At 73.2% G+C, this 17,627-nt stretch carries 14 protein-coding genes; 8 read left to right on the top strand and 6 right to left on the bottom strand.

The genetic code is table 11. The features are described 5' to 3' along the window. Window positions 1-24 precede the first annotated feature (24 nt). Window positions 25-1,917, top strand: coding sequence for a sensor histidine kinase (locus ACLBXO_RS01770; RefSeq protein WP_447684292.1), 1,893 nt, complete (start codon window positions 25-27; stop codon window positions 1,915-1,917). A 26-nt stretch (window positions 1,918-1,943) separates the two neighbouring features. Beyond that, window positions 1,944-2,669, top strand: coding sequence for a peptidoglycan-binding domain-containing protein (locus ACLBXO_RS01765; RefSeq protein ID WP_447684406.1), 726 nt, complete (start codon window positions 1,944-1,946; stop codon window positions 2,667-2,669). Window positions 2,670-2,735: 66 nt separating this feature from the next. Here ACLBXO_RS01765 and ACLBXO_RS01760 read toward each other — a convergent pair whose 3' ends face one another. After that, window positions 2,736-3,026, bottom strand: coding sequence for a hypothetical protein (locus ACLBXO_RS01760; protein WP_447684291.1), 291 nt, complete (start codon window positions 3,024-3,026; stop codon window positions 2,736-2,738). Between the two features lie 323 nt (window positions 3,027-3,349). Between ACLBXO_RS01760 and ACLBXO_RS01755 the strand changes: the two genes are divergently transcribed. Further along, window positions 3,350-3,688, top strand: coding sequence for a DUF1491 family protein (locus tag ACLBXO_RS01755; protein WP_331316852.1), 339 nt, complete (start codon window positions 3,350-3,352; stop codon window positions 3,686-3,688). 69 nt (window positions 3,689-3,757) lie between these two features. On the opposite strand, the gene ACLBXO_RS01750 is transcribed toward ACLBXO_RS01755, so the two are convergent. From ACLBXO_RS01750 to ACLBXO_RS01730, 5 genes are all read right to left on the bottom strand, one after another. Further along, window positions 3,758-4,807, bottom strand: a complete 1,050-nt coding sequence (locus tag ACLBXO_RS01750) for a ketopantoate reductase family protein (protein ID WP_331316853.1) — start codon at window positions 4,805-4,807, stop codon at window positions 3,758-3,760. Window positions 4,808-5,085: 278 nt separating this feature from the next. Further along, on the bottom strand, window positions 5,086-6,069 hold the full coding sequence (dgcA, locus tag ACLBXO_RS01745) for an N-acetyl-D-Glu racemase DgcA (protein WP_447684290.1): 984 nt from the start codon (window positions 6,067-6,069) through the stop codon (window positions 5,086-5,088). A gap of 1 nt (window position 6,070) precedes the next feature. Beyond that, window positions 6,071-7,084: an N-acetyltransferase DgcN gene (gene dgcN, locus ACLBXO_RS01740; RefSeq protein ID WP_447684289.1), complete on the bottom strand. Its 1,014-nt coding sequence runs from the start codon at window positions 7,082-7,084 to the stop codon at window positions 6,071-6,073. A gap of 256 nt (window positions 7,085-7,340) precedes the next feature. Next, the gene (locus ACLBXO_RS01735) at window positions 7,341-7,892 is read right to left on the bottom strand and encodes a GNAT family N-acetyltransferase (RefSeq protein ID WP_447684288.1); all 552 of its coding nucleotides are present in this window, start codon (window positions 7,890-7,892) and stop codon (window positions 7,341-7,343) included. Window positions 7,893-8,118: 226 nt separating this feature from the next. Further along, window positions 8,119-9,285 (bottom strand): type III PLP-dependent enzyme, encoded by a 1,167-nt coding sequence (locus ACLBXO_RS01730; RefSeq protein WP_331316860.1) that lies wholly within the window; start codon window positions 9,283-9,285, stop codon window positions 8,119-8,121. Between the two features lie 763 nt (window positions 9,286-10,048). Here ACLBXO_RS01730 and ACLBXO_RS01725 point away from each other — a divergent pair. The 5 genes from ACLBXO_RS01725 (at window position 10,049) to glcF (ending at window position 17,354) form a co-directional block, all read left to right on the top strand. Beyond that, a complete protein-coding gene (locus ACLBXO_RS01725) occupies window positions 10,049-10,555 on the top strand; it encodes a GNAT family N-acetyltransferase (RefSeq protein ID WP_447684287.1) in 507 nt (168 codons plus the stop codon). 415 nt (window positions 10,556-10,970) lie between these two features. After that, window positions 10,971-13,070: a methyl-accepting chemotaxis protein gene (locus ACLBXO_RS01720; RefSeq protein ID WP_331316863.1), complete on the top strand. Its 2,100-nt coding sequence runs from the start codon at window positions 10,971-10,973 to the stop codon at window positions 13,068-13,070. A gap of 126 nt (window positions 13,071-13,196) precedes the next feature. Further along, complete coding sequence (locus ACLBXO_RS01715; protein WP_447684286.1) at window positions 13,197-14,639, top strand: lipopolysaccharide biosynthesis protein; 1,443 nt, start codon at window positions 13,197-13,199, stop codon at window positions 14,637-14,639. Window positions 14,640-14,768: 129 nt separating this feature from the next. After that, window positions 14,769-15,956 (top strand): FAD-binding protein, encoded by a 1,188-nt coding sequence (locus tag ACLBXO_RS01710; RefSeq protein ID WP_447684285.1) that lies wholly within the window; start codon window positions 14,769-14,771, stop codon window positions 15,954-15,956. A gap of 57 nt (window positions 15,957-16,013) precedes the next feature. Further along, window positions 16,014-17,354 (top strand): glycolate oxidase subunit GlcF, encoded by a 1,341-nt coding sequence (gene glcF, locus ACLBXO_RS01705; protein ID WP_447684284.1) that lies wholly within the window; start codon window positions 16,014-16,016, stop codon window positions 17,352-17,354. Window positions 17,355-17,627: the final 273 nt, after the last annotated feature.

Here is a 17,627-nt window from a genome sequence, read left to right as displayed (position 1 = left end):
GCGGGAACGCAGCCAGCGCGACGCGTGCCAACCTTGACCATCAAGACTGTCCTGACGTCGCTGATCGACGAACGGCTCGCGGGCCTCGTCCACGAATCCGTGGCCGACAATCCGGCCGCCCGCGCGCGCCACCAGCGCTTCCTGGTGTCGCGGCTGGCGACCGGCGCCGTGATGATGGCCGGGCTGCCGCCCTACCTGCTGTGGCGCGGGGTGCCGTCGGGCTTCGAGGTCCTGGCGATCGCCAGCCTGCTTCTGCCGGTCCTCGCCGCCGTCCTCCTCACCCGCACCGGATCCCTGTGGGTCGCCCACGCGGTCTCGTCGGCGGGCCTGACCGGCCTCGTCGTCGCCCTGGCGGGCGTCACCGGCGGCGTCACCTCGCCCGCCGCCGTCTGGCTCGTGGCGATTCCCCTGGAGGCGCTGGTCTCCGGCTCGCTCCGCGCGACGATCGCGGCCGCCGCGATGGCGGTCCTCGGCGTGCTGGCCGTGGTGGCCCTCGGTGCCTGGGCCGGCGCGCTGCCGGTCATGGACATCTCGGCCGCGATCGCCCTGCCGGCCTTCGCGATCACGGCGATCGGCCACGTCGCCGCCCAGGCCCTGGAGCACATGCGCAACGAGGGCGCGTGGCGCGAGCGGCTGCGCGACAACGAGGCCCGCGACCGGCTGCTGCTCTCGGCGATCGACGACCTCGTGACCTGGCACGACCGCAACGGCCGCGTGCTGGAGGCCTCGGTCTCGGCCGTGCGGCTCCTGGGCAGCGACCCGGCCCGGCTGCGCGGACACGGCCTGCTGGAGCGCGTCCACGTCGCCGACCGTCCCGCCTTCCTCAAGGCGGTGAGCGACGTCGCCGCGACCGGGCGGCCCGCGACCCTGCCCCTGCGCCTGCACGTCGAGGCCGAGACCGGCCGCGCCGACGGCGCGAGCCTGATCTACGCCGAGATGCGCGCCCACCGGATCGAGCACGGCCCGCACGACGCCGCCATGGCGGTCGTGGCGGTCACCCGCGACATGACCGAGCACCACCGGCACGCCGTGGAGTTGGAGCGGGCCCGCGCCGAGGCCGAGCGGGCCGACGCGATCAAGGGCCGGTTCCTGGCCAACGTCACCCACGAGCTGCGCACGCCGCTCAACGCGATCATCGGCTTCTCGGAGGTCCTGGCGGGCGAAGGCGCCGTCAGCCTCGGCCCGGTTCAGGCGCGGGAATATGCCGGCATCATCGGCGCCTCCGGCCACCACCTGCTCGGCGTCGTCAACACGCTGCTCGACATGAGCCGGATCCAGAGTGGCAACTTCGACTGCGCCCCCGAGGCCTTCGACATCGCGGACCTGCTCCGGGCCTGCTGCGACCTGATGCGCCTGAAGGCCGACGCCGCCGGCGTCGTGCTCACCGCCGCCCCGTCGGGACCGGTGGAGATCACGGCCGATCCCGCCGCCTGCCGGCAGGTCCTGATCAACCTGATCTCGAACGCCGTGAAATTCACCCCGTCGGGCGGCCGCATCGACCTGTCCCTGCGGCGCGGCGCCGGCACCCTGGACATCGTCGTGGCCGATACCGGCCTCGGCATCGGCGCGGACGACCTGCCCAAGCTCGGCACCCCGTTCTTCCAGGCCGGGAGCGGCGGCTACAAGCGCCAGCACGAGGGCACCGGCCTCGGTCTGTCGGTGGTCCAGGGCCTCGTCGGCCTCCACGGCGGCTCCCTGCTGATCGAGAGCGCCCCGCAGGCCGGGACCGTGGTGACCGTCACCCTGCCCCTGGTCTGCCAGGCCCCGGCGGCCGCCCACGGCCCGGCCCCGATCCGCACGGCGGTGGGGGGCGCCCCGGCGCCGCGCCGCGTGGTGCGCCTGCCGCTCGGCCTGTTCGACGCGGAGCCGGGCCTCGCCGCGGCCCCAGCCGACCCGGTCCTGCGCCGCACCGGCTGACCCGAAGATCCCCGGAAGGAGACATGATGTCAGGCTACCGCGAGATCACCGTACCGGGCGAACCCGGCCGCGCGCGCCGGTCCGCACCGGGCCGCGCCGCGGTCCAGGGTGACTGGCGCACCGTGCTCGTCGGCGCGCTGAAGGCGACGGGCGCCACCTGCCGGACCAGTCCGGGCGCCGTCCTGGGCAGTCTCGTCGCCCTCGGCGCGGCGGGCTTCGTCTGCGTCAACGCCCTCGGCTACCAGACCGGGCGCCACCCGGCGCCGATCCTGCCGAAGCTCGCCCAGAAGGCACCCGCCCCCCGCGAGGCGGCGCCGGCCGCCAGGGAGGCCGCCAGGGAGGCCGCCCGGGAACCCGCGCGGGATCCGGTGCGGGTCATCGAGGCCGACCGCGCCGCCGCGCCGGTCCCCGCCAAACCCGCGGCCCGGGACGCGATCGGCGAGCTGATCCGGTCCGAGGAGACGACCGCCTCGGTCACCCCGAAGGCGTCGCCGGTTCGGCCGGCCGCCAAGCCGGCCCCCAAAGAGGCGAAGGACGCCAAGGCGGCCAAGAGCGAGAAGGACGGAGATCTGGTGCTGCGCGCCCAGAAGGCGCTGTCGAAGCTCGGCTACGCGGTGAAGCCCGACGGCGCGATGGGCCCCGGCACCCGCGCGGCGATCGAGAAGTTCGAGCGCGGCGCCAAGCTGCCGGTGACCGGAGAGGCGACGGGCCGGACCCTGCGCGAACTGGTGGCCCGGGCGGGCCACGGCTAGCGCGAGTGTGGCGGCACCCGCTCCGCCGGAGCGGCGCGGGTGCCGATCGTCGTGAGAGCGCGACCCTCAGTACTGCGTGCCGGTGAACCGGCAGATCGTCTTGCAGCGCGGGCCGCCGTTGGCCTGCCAGGACTTCGCGTGGCCGATCGACCCGGTCATGTCCTGCGTGGGATTACCGCCGGGCCGGTGCACGACGATGTTACAGGGATCGCTCGGAGTCCGCTGGTAGCGCGGGCACGACTTGGACTCGCGGTTGCCCAGTAAATCCATGAGCGTCTCCGGACGGGCGTGGGCCGACGGCACAACACCGCACAGGCAGGCGACCATCAGCGTCGCGAGCGAGGTCATTCTCCGCATCGGAGTGCTCCTTAAATCATCGTGACATGCGAATTCGGGCTCCCTTTGCTCAGTTAATCAGCAGAAAATACTATAGATGTGCGTTGACGCACATCGATCAATCCTTTTTTAATCCCGAAAAAGGCTGGAATTCTTGCCGGAATATTCGGCGCGCTGAACCGTCACTCTCTGATGGCGCCGCGTCGAGCGCCCGAGCTTGCCCGAACCGCCGCTTTCGCGCATGGCGGAGGCCGCACCGCTCCGGACCGCGGGGTTCAGGGTCCGTCCGCGGCGCCGCGGACCGCCCTCCCCCGGCGCGCCGAGGCTCACAGGGCAACACACGCATGCGCCTGCGCTCCGATTTCTGGGTTTCGGCCCATCTGCGGCGCCTGGACGTCGCCGGCATCCCGGCGGTGCTGCGCCGGCGCGGATCCGCGGAGGCGGGCGCGATCTTCGTGAAGGTCGATCGGCTCGACGGCAGCGCCGACCTCTACGGGCCGGCGCCGCAGGCCCTGTTCGAGGCCGAGGAGAGCGGCGACCGCCGCTTCGCCGCGATCGTCTCCGGCGGGAGCCCGCTCGACGTGGAGGAGCGCCTGACCAAGGAGATCCGGTTCGATTCCGATCTCTGGATCATCGAGATCGACGACCGCCAGGGGCGGCATTTCCTGGATCTGGCGGAGTAAGGGAGGGCGCGACGCCCTGGGTCGCTCCGCTCCGCTCGTGATGACGGAGCGGAGCGAAGGCAGCGGTCGTCAGCCCTCGATGATGCGCTCGTCGAGCTTGCGGTCGACGGTCGCGACGGTGCGGTCGATCTCGGCGTTCGGCTCGCCGAGCTGGTGCGCGATGAGCTTCACCAGCAGGTCGACCCGCTCGATGTAGGGCGCACCGTTCGCCACGGCCCGCGCCGCCGAGGACGGCTTCAGCAGGCTCTCGGCCGCCTTGGCGTACTTCTCGAAGGGTACCTGATCGGCCGGGTCGGCGCCGAGCTTCCGGGCGATGCCGTCGACGTGGTCGTAGATCGCCCGCGAGGCCGCCAGGTCGCCGTGCACGGCGTCGTGGATCGATTGCGGCTCGCCCGGGGTGATGCAGCGGTAATTGCCGGTGAGCAGCATCGACCACTTGGCGAGCGGCACGAACAGCGAGTCGAACACCTTGAGCTTCACCGGCACGTCGTGCCCGTCGAGGCGGACGGCGTCGATGTCGGCCTCCAGCTCGCGGAGCAGCCGGTTGTGGGCCTCGTCCGCGAAGGTCGCGGCCTTGAAGTTCGTCGGCAGGCCGACGTGGAGGACGTTCGCCTCCTCCTCCGGCGGCCGGAAGGCCTGCGGGTCGGGGGAGCAGAGCGACACCAGCCCCGGCTCGAACCGGTCCCACACGCCGGCATTGGTGTAGGCGTCCTCGAGGTCCATGGCGGCGAGCGCCGGGATCCGCTTGAGGTAGGGCAGCGGCGGCATGTTCATGATCGACAGGCACGGCAGCTTCGCCGCCGCGATCTTGATCATCAGGACGCGGATCGTGTGGTTGTTGTACTGCGGCTCCTGCATGGCGAGGCCGACGAGGTCGTAGCGCGACACGTCGACGTCTTCCGGCGGCATCGCGTCGACCTTGCCGGGCAGGTCGCGCGAGTGGATCGCACGGTGCTCCTTCTCGTCGCGCAGCTTGATGCGGACCTCGGTCCCTTCGCGGTTGATCAGGTCCGCGGTCTTCCGCCGGCACACCAGGGTCACGTTGTGACCGGCCATCAGGAGCTTGGTTCCCAGGAGCGAGCCGTAGGAGGCCCCCAGGATCAGGATGTTTCGGGCCACGTCTTTCCTCCCCAGCATTGAAGACTTGCTGTGTGTTGTCTGGCTGCTGGGAACAGCGCGTCCACGCCACGCCCCGAGCGCACATGCGATGGATGGCAGCCGGGCGAGAGGAAGGCAAGCCTTCTGGTATACCTAATCCCAAACCCTTTGTGAGGCCCTGCCGGTGACAGGCGGGGCGATCCCTATCCTCCGCACCCGGGATCTCCACAGGGCGGCGCCTCCGGGACCGCGCGCGGGGCCGTCCCGAGCCCCCCAGACGACTGCCCTGCCCGCGTGCCCTAGCCCCACAGCTCCGGCGTCGGCGGGTGCATCAGGCTACGCTCGTAGCGCAGCGGCGGGTCGCGGTCGCGGGCCAGCAGCAGCGGCCCGTCGAGGTCGACGAACTCCGCGTCGTTGGCGAGCAGGGCGGCCGGCGCCATGCCCAGCGAGGTGCCGAGCATGCAGCCGACCATGATCGAGAGCCCCCGGGCCCGCGCCTCGCGGGCGAGGAGCACAGCCTCGGTCAGGCCGCCGGTCTTGTCGAGCTTGATGTTGATCGCGTCGTAGCGCCCGGCGAGCGCGTCGAGGCCGGCGCGGTCGTGCAGGCTCTCGTCGGCGCAGACCGGCACCGGATGCGCGATTTCGGCCAGCAGGGCATCGGCGTCGGCCGGCAGCGGCTGCTCGATCAGCGCGACGCCCGCCCTCAGGCAGGCCTCGAGGTTGGCTTCCACGTTCTCGGGCCGCCACGCCTCGTTGGCGTCGACGATCAGCCGGGATTCCGGCGCGCCCGCCCGCACCGCGGCGATGCGTTCCGGATCGCCGTCCCCGCCGAGCTTGACCTTGAGCAGCGGCCGGTGGGCGGCCTCGCGGGCGGCCTCCGCCATGCTCTCCGGCGTGCCGAGGCTCAGCGTGTAGGCGGTGATGGCCGGCCGCGGCTCGGCGAGACCCGCGATCGCCCAGGCGGGACGCCCGCGGCGCTTCGCCTCCAGATCGAACAGCGCGCAGTCGAGGGCGTTGCGTGCGGCGCCCCCTTTCATGCGCGCCATCAGCTCCTCCCGGCCGATCCCGGCCGCGATCGCCTCCGCCTGCCCCTCGATCAGGGCGCTGACGCTCTCGACGCTCTCGCCGTAGCGCGGATAGGGCACGCACTCGCCGCGCCCGACCGCGTCGCCGTCCGCGATCGTCGCCACCACGACGGCGATCTCGGTGCGGCTGCCGCGCGAGATCGTGAAGGCGCCGGCGATCGGGAAGTGCTCGACGGCGAGGGTCAGGCGGCGGGCCATGTCAGGCCTCCGGGAAGTCGGCGACGATCCGGTCGACCAGCCCGTCGACGCCGAAGCGCACCGGGTCGGTCGCGGGCAGGCCGTGCTCGGCCGCGAGCGCGTCGAGGAGCGCCCGGGCCTCGCCTTCGGCGAGCGCCTGGGTGTTCACCGCGATGCCGACCGGCCGGATCGCCGGGTTGGTCAGGCTGCCGAGTTGCACGGTGAGGTCGATCACCTGCCGGATGGTCGGCAGGGGGTGCTTCACGCCGCGCATATTGGTGCGGGTCGGCTCGTGGCAGACCACGAAGGCGTCGGCCTGCGCGCCGTGCAGCAGGCCGAGGCTCACGCCCGCGAAGGACGGGTGGTAGAGCGAGCCCTGGCCCTCGATCAGGTCCCAGTGGTTCGGCGCGGCCTCGGGCGCGATCGTCTCGACGGCGCCGGAGATGAAGTCGGCCACGACGGCGTCGATGGCGACGCCCCGGCCGGAGATGAACACGCCGGTCTGACCCGTGGCGCGGAAATCGGCGTCGAGGCCGCGCTCGCGCATGCCGCGCTCCAGGGCCAGCACGGTGTACTTCTTGCCGACCGAGCAGTCGGTGCCGACGGTGAGCAGGCGCCGCCCGGTCCGCTTGGTGCCCTTGCCGGTGGGGAAGCGCTCATCGGTGTGGCGCACGTCGTGGAGCTGGCGGCCGCGGCGGGCGGCGGCCTCCGCGATGGCCGGCACCGCGCCGAGCTTCACGTGCAGGCCGCTCGCCACGTCGAGACCCGCCTCGATCGCCGCCACGATCTCCTTCACCCAATGGTCCGGCAGCACGCCGCCGGCGTTGACGACGCCGATCACCAGGGTCCGGCAGCCCTTCGCCAGGGCCTCGGGCAGGGTCATGTCGGGGATGCCGAGATCGGCGGCGCAGCCGGCCAAGCGCATCTGGCCGACGCACCATTCGGGGCGCCAATCCTTGATCCCGTAGGCGGTCTTGGCCGCCAGCGTGTCGGGCACGTCGCCCAGGAACATCAGGTAGGGCGTGGCGATCTGCATCGGTCGAGCAACCTTCTCCGGAGGCCGGCGGACCGTCTATGCGGGATCGCGACCGTTCGGCGCAATGCACGAGGCCGGCCAGGACGGTGGACGCGGCGATCGTCGGGCGCATGCCGGGGCTGCGCGCCGTCATCGCGAGCGCAGCGAAGCGACCCAGGGCAGCGCGACGTCGGGAAGCGTGGCGCCGACTGGATTGCTTCGCTGCGCTCGCAAAGACGGTTTGCCGCCTCAGATCGGCGGCGCGCCGAAGCCCCGTTCAGGCGGCGCGTCGTCGCGCGACCTGCGCCTCGTTCGCCACCGCATCGACGGGCGACAGCACGCCGGTCGCCCGGACGAGACCCTCGGCACCCGCCAGCGCCCCGGCGCGCAGTTCCAGGCCGAGGAAGCGCGCGCGCTCGAACGGACCCGGCAGGGTCAGTCCGTCTGCGAGCACGCGGTCGAAGCCGAACCGGGCGTAGTAGGGCGCGTCGCCGACCAGAAGCACGGCGCCATGGCCGAGGGATTCGGCCCGGCCCAGGGCCGCCTGCATCATCACAGAGCCGAGGCCCTGGCCCTGGATCGCCGGATCGACGGCCAGCGGCCCGAGCAGCAGCGCCGGGCGGGCGTCGCCGGTCTCCACGTGCCACAGCCGCAGGGTGCCGACGAGGCGACCGCGCCGGGTCGCCGCGAAGGCGAGACCGCGCGCGGGCAGACGCCCCTCGCGCAGGCGCTCCGAGGTCTTGGCGCGTCGATTGCCGGGAAAGCACGCGTCGAGCAGGCGCTCGCGCGCCGGGATGTCATTCAGGTGCTCCGCGCGGATCTCGATCATGACAGGGCCCTCCCCGGGGCCGGCATGCGGGAGAAGCGAAGGATCGTCCCGGCGGGCGATCAGGGCCGGCCGACGCTTCCGCAGAAACGACGGCGGCCCTTAACGCCGCATGACCGCAGGATGGTTCCGGACGAACGGCGTCCGTTCGTCCCCATCAAGGCCGTCTGCCGCTCGCCGGGAGCGGTCTCGGAAGGGAGCCGCCCGGAGCATCCCGGGCGGCGCGCGATCAGATCACGATCTGCTGAAGGGGCGGGAAGCCGTTGAACGCCACCGCCGCGTAGGTCGTGGTGTAGGCGCCGGCGCCCTCGATCAGCACCTTGTCGCCGATCGAGAGCGAGACCGGCAGCGGGTAGAGCTGCCGCTCGTAGAGCACGTCCACCGAGTCGCAGGTCGGGCCGGCGATGACGCAGGGCTCGGTCGCGTCCCCGTCCCGCGCGGTGCGGATCGGGTAGCGGATCGCCTCGTCCATGGTCTCGGCCAGCCCGCCGAACTTGCCGATGTCGAGGTAGACCCATCGGACCTCGTCGGCATCCGCGGACTTGCGCGACACGAGCACGACTTCCGCCTCGATCAGGCCGGCATTGCCGACCATGCCGCGGCCCGGCTCGATGATCGTCTCGGGGATCTGGTTGCCGAAGTGCTTGGTCAGACCCCGGAAGATCGCCTCGCCGTAGCTCTCCACGCCCGGCACCGCCTTGAGGTACTTGGTCGGGAAGCCGCCGCCGAGATTGACCATCGACAGGCCGAGGCCGCGCTCCGCGCACTCGCGGAAGATCGCCGCCGCGGAGCCGAGCGCCCCGTCCCAGGCCTCGGTGTTGCCCTGCTGCGAGCCGACGTGGAACGAGATGCCGTAGGCCTCGAGCCCCTGGCGATGGGCGTGCTCCAGCACGTCCGCGGCCATCTCGGGCACGCAGCCGAACTTGCGCGACAGCGGCCAGTCGGCACCCGCGCCGTCGCACAGGATGCGGCAGAACACCCGGATCTCGCCGGCCGGCACGTCCACGGCCTCGGCGGCCCGGGCGATCTTCTCGACCTCGGCCTGGCAGTCGACCGCGAACAGACGGATGCCGAGCTTCAGGGCGCGGCCGATGCAGCGCTCCTTCTTGATCGTGTTGCCGAAGGAGATCCGGTCGGCGGTGGCGCCGGCGGCCAGCACCATCTCCATCTCGGCCACCGAGGCGGTGTCGAAGCAGGAGCCCATCTCGGCGAGCAGGCGCAGCACCTCGGGGGCCGGGTTCGCCTTCACGGCGTAGAACACCCGGGTGTCCGGCAGGGAGCGCGCGAAGGCGGTGTAGTTGTCGCGCACGACGTCAAGATCGAGGACCATCACGGGGCCCTCGTCCTGACCGAGGTCGCGGCGCACGCGCAGGTAGTCACGGATGCGGTCGGTCATGGTCGTCTCCCGGCACGGGTTCGCGTGCGCCCTTACGCGGGGCGCGCTGTCGAAGATGACGGCCAGGACTGGCCGCCGGCGTCAGGGGGCGATGCGTCGCGCGGACCCACGCGCTTTGGAGACGCGTGCGTCGGAGCGGGCGCAGAGCACCCGGAAGCTGCCGTGGATTGGAAGGGAGGACCCCCACCGCACGCCGGGCAAAGAGAAACAAGCCTCTTCGGTGCCGGCCTGTGGAGGGCCGACGAGACCAAAAAAGCCCGTTCGTCGTTGCTTTAAGCTGCGTCCCCCGTGGAGAGCGGGGTTCGCCGGTTTCGCCTCCGGCTGCCGGTTGTTGTCGGGGTCCGGTGTCGCCACCTGGATGCCGGCCGTAGGGATCCACCCTTGCGACCATCGATCCTTTAAGACCCCTGGCGGCTGTCCGGCAGTTGACCGGATGCCCACCAACCGACACGCGGCCACAGGCACGTGCGAAATTGGGCAGGGCGCATATACGGAGACGGGCCCCGCGCGACAAGGGGAAACCGCCCCGGAACACGCGCTTTTCCGCCCGCAATCCACACTCCGCGCGCTCCGTTGCATAAACGACGCATCCCGACCGCGCCGACGGCGGCCCTGCGGGCTTCCCAAGCGGGGCAGAAGCGGGCATCTGACCGGATGGGGCAGAGTACTCAGGCGAGCGGGCGATGGCCGGGCCGATCAGATCCACCGCGACGGCGCGGGCGTGAGCGCCCCCCTGTGAGCGCCCGCCTGTGAGTGCCCCCCTGTGAGCGCCCCCCTGCGCAACCCGGTCGGCGACGGGCTTCCCGAGCCGACGATCCGCGCCGCGACGCTCGCCGATCTCGACGCCCTGGTCGCCCTGGAGCACGCCGCCTTCGCCACCGACCGGGCCGAGCGCCGGGCGATCCGCCACGCCATCGGCTCGCCCACCATGGACGTGCTGGCGGCCCTGATCGCCCCGCAGGACCGGGATCCCATCCCGGTGCTCGTCGGCGCGGCGGTGCTGGAGCGGCGGCGCGGCAGCCGGATCGCCCGGCTGGCCTCGATCGCGGTGGCGCCGAACCGCGGCGGCCTCGGCCTCGGCGGCCGGCTCCTCGACGCCGCGGAGGCCCGCGCCCGCGCCGCGGGCTGCGACCGGCTCCGGCTCGAGGTGCGCGCCGACAACGGCGCCGGCATCCGCCTCTACGAGCGCCGGGGTTACACCCGCTTCGCCGTGCGGCCGGACTATTACGAGGACGGGATGGAGGCCTGGCGCTACGAGCGCGCGCTGTAGGCGCCGCGCGGGACCGCCCGATCCGACCGAGCCCGCCCACGCGCCCCGCTCGGTCATCGGCGAGGGCGCCGCCCCGAACCGCGCCGCCGCGCGCTCACGACGGGCGCCGGCAGGCCGACCGCGCCCGGCCTCCGCCTCGCCGCGGACGCGACCGCAGGGCACCCGATCCGCCCCGCGCCGTTCCGCGGGCGGAAGCGGCTCCACCGCGCGGCCGGAGCTCGCGACGATATCGACAGATGAAGATCGGATTTCAGCACCGCGGATCAGACGACACTCAGATCTTCGTCAGGTCATACTTCGAGAGACTCGGGATTATCCGACGATATCGTCGCAAAAATAGTGCTAATACGCCCTCTGTTGCCTGTCGAAATCTGACGTCCTAAGACGAAGCACTGCCGATCCAGAGATCTCGCGCATGACTCGCTGGCTGGGACGCTTCTCGATCCGGACCTTGCTGTGCCTGGTGATCGTCATCATGGCCTGCATGGCGCTGGGGAACGCGGTCCGGACGCTCGTCGACGCGCGGGCGCGGGCGACGGGCGCCGCGAGGGCCCTGATCCTGACTCGGGCGAGCCAGGGCCTCCTCCGGACGATCCTGCCGCTGCGGCTGGAGCGCGGATCGACCCTCGCCCTCGGGGGTGAGGCGCCGGCGGACGCGAAGACCCTGTCGACCATCGCGGGCAGCCGGCAGGCGCTGACCGAGAATTACCGCTTGGCTCAGCGCAGCCTGAGCGATCTGACCGAGCCGGCGGTCGGCGCGACGCTCGATCGCCTGAACACGGCGCAGGCGGCGATGGCGGCCCTGCGCCCCCGCATCGACGCGGCCCTCGGGCTGCCGAAGGCCCGGCGCGACCCGGCGCTGCGGGACGCCGCGTTGGCCGCCTTCCGGGACCTGCTCGAGGCGCTGACGGCCACGCTGAAGGCGGTCGACGCGGCCATTCCCCGGTCCGATCCCGTCCTGCAGCGCGCTCTCGCCCTCAAGCAGGCAGCCTGGGACACGCGCGTGGCCAGCGGCAACGTCGCGGTGCGGGTGCAGGCCTCGCTGGTCGCCGGGACGCCGTGGTCCCTGTCCGAGACGGTCGCGGCGGCGGAGGAGCGGACCGAGCTGCTGTCCGCGTGGCGGCGCACGACCGAGGCCGCGACCGACGTCTCGGAAACGGTGCGGGCCGCGTTCGAGCGGGCCAAGGCCGCCAATTTCGAGGGCGACACCTGGGCCATCGCGCAGGCGGTCTTCGACGCGCTCAGCACGCACGCGCCCCCGCGCCACACGTTCGCGGAGCTGCGCGACCGCAACACCGTGAACCAGCGCGCCCTCGTGACCCTCTGCGACGCGGCCCTCGACGCGATGGTGGCGCGCGCCGAGGCCCTCGCCGAGGCGGCCCGGGGCGACGTCGCGCGCAGCGGGGCGGCACTTCTGGCGGTGATCCTGCTGGTGGCCCTCGGCCTGTGGACCCTGTTCGGCGGCGTGCTGCGTCCGCTCCGGGCGCTGACCGCGACGATGGAGGCGCTGGCCGACGGGGACGCCTCTGTCACGGTCCCGGCGCGCGCCCATCGCAACGAGATCGGCGCGATGGCGCGGGCCGTACAGGTGTTCAAGGACAACCTCATCCGCAGCCGCCGGCTCGAAGCCGAGGCCGCCGAGGCGCGTCAGACGGCGGAGGCGCGGCGCCGGTCCGACCTGCGGGCGATGGCCGAGCGCTTCGAGCGGACGGTCGGCGGCATCATCGCACAGGTCTCGGACTCGGCCACCGCGCTGCAGGACACGGCCCAGACGATGACGGCCACCGCCACCGAGACCGCCAGCCAGTCCGGCACCGTGGCGGCCGCCGCCGAGGAGGCCGCCGCCAACGTCAACACCGTGGCGGCCGCGGCCGAGGAACTCGGCGCCTCCGTGGCGGAGATCGGCCGGCAGGTCGAGGGATCGACCCGGCTCGCGCAGGGGGCCGTCTCCGAGGCGGGGCGGACAGGCGCGCTCGTCCGGGACCTGAGCGGGGCGGTCGCGCGGATCGGCGACGTGGCCGGGCTGATCGCGGCGATCGCCGGGCAGACCAACCTGCTGGCGCTCAACGCCACGATCGAGGCCGCCCGCGCCGGCGAGGCGGGCCACGGCTTCGCGGTCGTCGCCGGCGAGGTGAAGGCGCTGGCGGCAAAGACCGCCGCGGCGACCGAGGCGATCGCCGGCCAGATCGCCGGCATCCAGGGCGCGACCGGCGAGGCCGTCGCGGCGATCGGGGCGATCGCGGGGCGGGTCCGGGAGATCAGCGGCGTGGCGAGCGCGATCGCGGCGGCGGTGGAGGAGCAGGGATCGGCCACCCGGGAGATCGTCCGCAACGTCGGGGAGGCGGCCGTCGGCACCGGCGCGGTGACCCTCACCATCCTCGGCGTCGCGGGGGCCGCCGAGGAGACCGGCCGGGCCGCCGGCGCGGTGCTCGCGGCGGCGACCGCATTGTCGCGGCAATCCGCGACGCTCACCGTCGAAGTCGCGGGCTTCCTCGACACGGTCCGGGCCGCCTGACCGGACCGTGTCGGGATCCCCGCGGGTCTCCGCCCCGATCTCGCCCGTTTAGGGGAGTCTTACGGCTCGCGCGCTACAGCGTACGCAACGGGCGGGGGCAATCCCGCCGCGCATGAGTCGCCGTCCATGGCCGTGATCGTCGCCTTCGTCATCAATGCGGGGCTCAACTTCGTCCTCGGCCTGCTGATCGCCAAGCTGCTGGGGCCGGCGGATTTCGGCCGGTTCGCCCTCGCGACCACCGGCGCCATCGTGCTGAACACGGTGCTGTTCGAGTGGCTGCGCCTGTCGGCGACGCGGTTCTACTCGGGGCGCGTGCGCGTCGATGAGCCGTGGATCCGCCACGGGCTCGATCGGGCCTACCTGCGGATCGGCGCGCTGCTGCTCGCCGCCGCGGCCCTGTGCGGGGCCTTCGGCTTCGCCGGCGGCGCCGACGGGCGCGAGGCGGTCCTGTGCGGCACCGGCCTCGCGGCCCTGGGCATCGGCGTGTTCGACTACCACGCGGCCCTCGCCCGGGCCCGGTTCGACGGCAAGCTCTATCTCGGCCTCGTGGCGGTGAAGAACGTCCTGTCCTTCGCCATGATGGCTGCGGCGGCGTGGTGGCTGCCCCAGCCGGCCTGGGTGTTGGCGGCGGCGGGGCTCAGCCAGCTCCTCGCGGTGGCAGTGCTGCGCCACCCCCTGCGCGACCCGCGCACGCCCCTCGAGCGGCCGCGCCTATCGGCGACCTGGCGGGTCTTCGCGCGCTACGGCCTGCCGCTCATCGCCGCCAACACCGCCTACCAGTGCCTCACCTTCGTCAACCGCGGCGCCATCGCGGGCCAGGCCGGCTTCGCCGAGGCCGGCTACTTCGCCCTGGCGGCCGACGTCACCTCGCGCTCGCTGATGACGCTGGGCACCGCCCTCGACCTGCTGCTGTTCCAGCTCGCCGTGCAGGCCGAGGAGCAGAGCGGCCGCGCCGCCGCCGAGGCGCAGGTCGCCGCCAATGCCGGCACGGTGTTCGCCCTGCTGGCGCCCTGCGCGGCCGGCTTCTGGGCGGTGCTGCCGGCCCTCCAGGGGCTGGTGGTGCCGGACGCCTATCGCGGGCCGTTCGAGACCTACAGCACCGTGCTGATGCCGGGCCTGTTCTGCCTCGCGATGATGTTCTACGCCCTCAACCCGGTCTTCCAGATCCGCCGCCGGACCCTGCCGGTGGTCGCCGCCGCCCTGGTCGGCCTCGCGGTGAACGGCGCCGGCCTGCTGGTCCTCCCGGACCGGATGGGGGGAATCGGCGTCGCGGTGGCGCAGAGCGCGGGCCTCGGCGCCGCCGGAACGTGGCTCGGCTGGCGCGCCCTCACCGGCCCGGAGCGGATCGCGCTGCCCTGGGGGCAGATCGGCGTCGCGGCGCTCGCCTGCGCGGCGATGGGGCTCGCCCTTGCCCCGTTCCGGCATCTGCCGCCCGCCACCGCCCTGGCCGTCCTGGTCCCGGCCGGGATGGGTCTCTACGGGGCCCTGGTCTGGATCTTCGACATCGCCGGCCTGCGCCGCCAGGTCCTGGCGCGCCTGCGCCCGGCGCGGACCGTCGCGGCGGAGTAGGCGCACGCGAAGGCGGCGCAGTGGAAATCCCGCCTCTGAAACCCCGCGACTCCGCCCCGGCTTGAATCCGCCGCCGGATCCGGCGACACCCGTCCTGGAATGGATACAAACAGGACCGGGACGGGAACGATGGGCGTGTACGAGCCCGGCACCGAGGCGGAGGCCGGGGAGATCGTGCGGGCGGCCGCCGGGCGCGGCGAGCGCCTGCGCCTCGCCGGTGGCGGCACCGCCGAGGGGCTCGGCCGGCCCGCGCAGGACAGCGCGACCCTCTCGGCCAAGGCGCTCACCGGCGTCACGCTCTACGAGCCCGCCGAGATGGTGGTGGCGGCCCGGGCCGGGACGCCCCTCGCCGAGGTCGAGGCGCTGCTCGCCTCCCGCGGCCAGATGCTGCCCTTCGAGCCGATGGACCTGTGCGGCCTCTACGGCAGCGCCGGGGAGCCGACCCTCGGGGCCGTCGCGGCGATCAACAATGCCGGCCCCCGGCGGATCAATGCCGGCGCCGCCCGGGACAGCCTGATCGGCGTGCGCTTCGTCAACGGGCGCGGCGAGGCGATCAAGTCGGGCGGCCGGGTGATGAAGAACGTCACCGGCCTCGACCTCGTGAAGCTGATGGCCGGCGCCCACGGAACGCTGGGCCTGCTCACCGAGGTCACCTTCAAGGTGCTGCCCGCCTGCGAGCGGGTGGCGACCCTGGTCTTCTCGGGCCTGGACGACACGCGGGCGGTGACCGCCCTGTCGGAGGCGCTGGGCTCGCCCTTCGAGCTGACGGGGGCCGCGCACCTGCCGGCCGGGATCGGCGCGCCGGGGGCGCGGACCCTGATGCGCCTCGAGGGCTTCTCCGACTCCATCGACTACCGCGCGGGCGAATTGCGGCGCCTGCTGAAGCGCTACGGCCAGCCCGAGACCGTCGACGGCGAGGCCGGCGCCGACCTCTGGCGGGCGGTGCGCGACGCGGCGCCGCTCGCCGAGCCGCGGGAGGCCGCCCTGTGGCGGATCTCGACCGCGCCGACCCGCGGGCCGGCCCTGGCGGCGGCGGTCGCGGCCGAGCGCGACGCGCGCTGGTTCTTCGACTGGGGCGGCGGCCTGATCTGGCTCGCCACCGGCGCGGCGGGCGATGCCGGCGCCGAGACGGTGCGCCGGGCGGTGCGGGCGCAGGGCGGCCACGCCACGCTGGTGCGCGCGCCCGACGCCGTGCGCGCCGCCGTGCCGGTGTTCGAGCCGCTGGCCGAGCCGCTGATGCGGCTCACCGCCGGCATCAAGGCGGCGCACGACCCCGCCGGGGTGCTCAACCCCGGCCGGATGTACGCCGGACTGTAAGCTTCAGATTCCGCCCCTCCCCGCCCCCGGGGAGGCGAGGCGCCGAGGATAGAACCCGTGCAGACCAACTTCGCCCCCGCCCAGCTCGCCGATCCCGCCATGGCGGCGTCGGAGAAGATCCTGCGGACCTGCGTGCATTGCGGCTTCTGCACGGCGACCTGCCCGACCTACCTGCTGCTCGGCGACGAGCTCGATTCCCCGCGCGGGCGGATCTACCTGATCAAGGACATGCTGGAGGGCGGCAAGCCGGCCTCGCAGGAGGTGGTCAAGCACGTCGACCGCTGCCTCTCGTGCCTGTCCTGCATGACCACCTGCCCGTCGGGGGTGCACTACATGCACCTCGTCGACCACGCTCGGGCGCATATCGAGGAGACTTACGCGCGCCCCGCCGACGACCGGTTCCTGCGGGCGCTCCTCGCCCAGGTCCTGCCCTATCCGGGCCGCTTCCGCCTCGCGCTCACCGCCGCCAAGCTCGGCGCGCCGTTCCGCGAACTGGTGGCCCGGCTGCCGCGGGTCGGCAACCGGCTCGCGGCCATGCTCGACCTCGCGCCGGCCGGGACGCCGCCCCGCGAGCCGACGAACCGGCCCGGCCGGTTCCCGCCGGCGGGCGCGGGGGCGGCCGGGACGGCCCCCAAGCGCGTCGCCCTGCTGCGCGGCTGCGCCCAGAGCGTGCTGCGGCCGGACTTCAACGCCGCCGCCATCCGGCTGCTCAACCGGCACGGGATCGAGGTCGTCCACGCGAACGAGGGCTGCTGCGGGGCGCTCACCCACCACATGGGCAAGGAGGACTCGGCCCACGCCCACGCCAAGCAGGCGATCGACGCCTGGGACGCCGAGATCGCCGAGGGCCTCGACGCGATCCTGGTCACGGCCTCGGGCTGCGGCACGACCATCAAGGATTACGGCTTCATGTTCCGCGACGACCCGGCCTACGCCGAGAAGGCGCGGCGGGTCTCGAGCCTGGCCAAGGACGTGACCGAGTACCTCGCGCTGCTCGACCTGGCCCCCGTGGCCGAGACCGACCTCGTCGTGGCCTACCACTCGGCCTGCTCGATGCAGCACGGCCAGGGCATCCGGCTGGAGCCCAAGACGCTGCTGAAGCGCGCGGGCTTCACCGTGAAGGACGTGCCCGAGGGCCACATCTGCTGCGGCTCGGCGGGGACCTACAACATCCTGCAGCCGGAGCTGGCCGCGAAGCTGCGCGCCCGGAAGGTCGCCAACATCGAGCGTGTGCGCCCCGACGTGATCGCGACCGGCAACATCGGCTGCGCCACGCAGATCGGGAAGGGCACCGGCATCCCGATCGTCCACACGGTCGAGCTGCTCGACTGGGCGACCGGCGGCCCGAAGCCCGCGGCGCTGGCCGGGGTGACGCCGCGGCTCGCGGCGGCGGAGTAGGTATGCGCCTCCGGCCGCGGCGCTCCGTCAGTGCGCGCACCGTGACAGGCCCGTGACATCTATTCACGTTGACCCTTGCCAAATCCGCGCAGCGGTCTGTAATGATGTCGACCCCTCTCCGGTCCCGCCGGTCGCCGCAACGGCCCGCGGACGTGACCGAATTCCTCGCGAAAGCGGTCTCGGTGTCGCGGCGGGCCCTGTCGGTCCGTCTGGCGGCGGCATGTGCCGCCCGCGATCGGGCAGGTGTCGCACGACGCGGCGGAGTTCCTCCGC

The sequence above is a fragment of the Methylobacterium sp. C33D genome (genome assembly GCF_053345825.1).
Note: the sequence above shows the minus strand (reverse complement) of the source record. Positions and strands in the feature narration are given on the sequence as shown.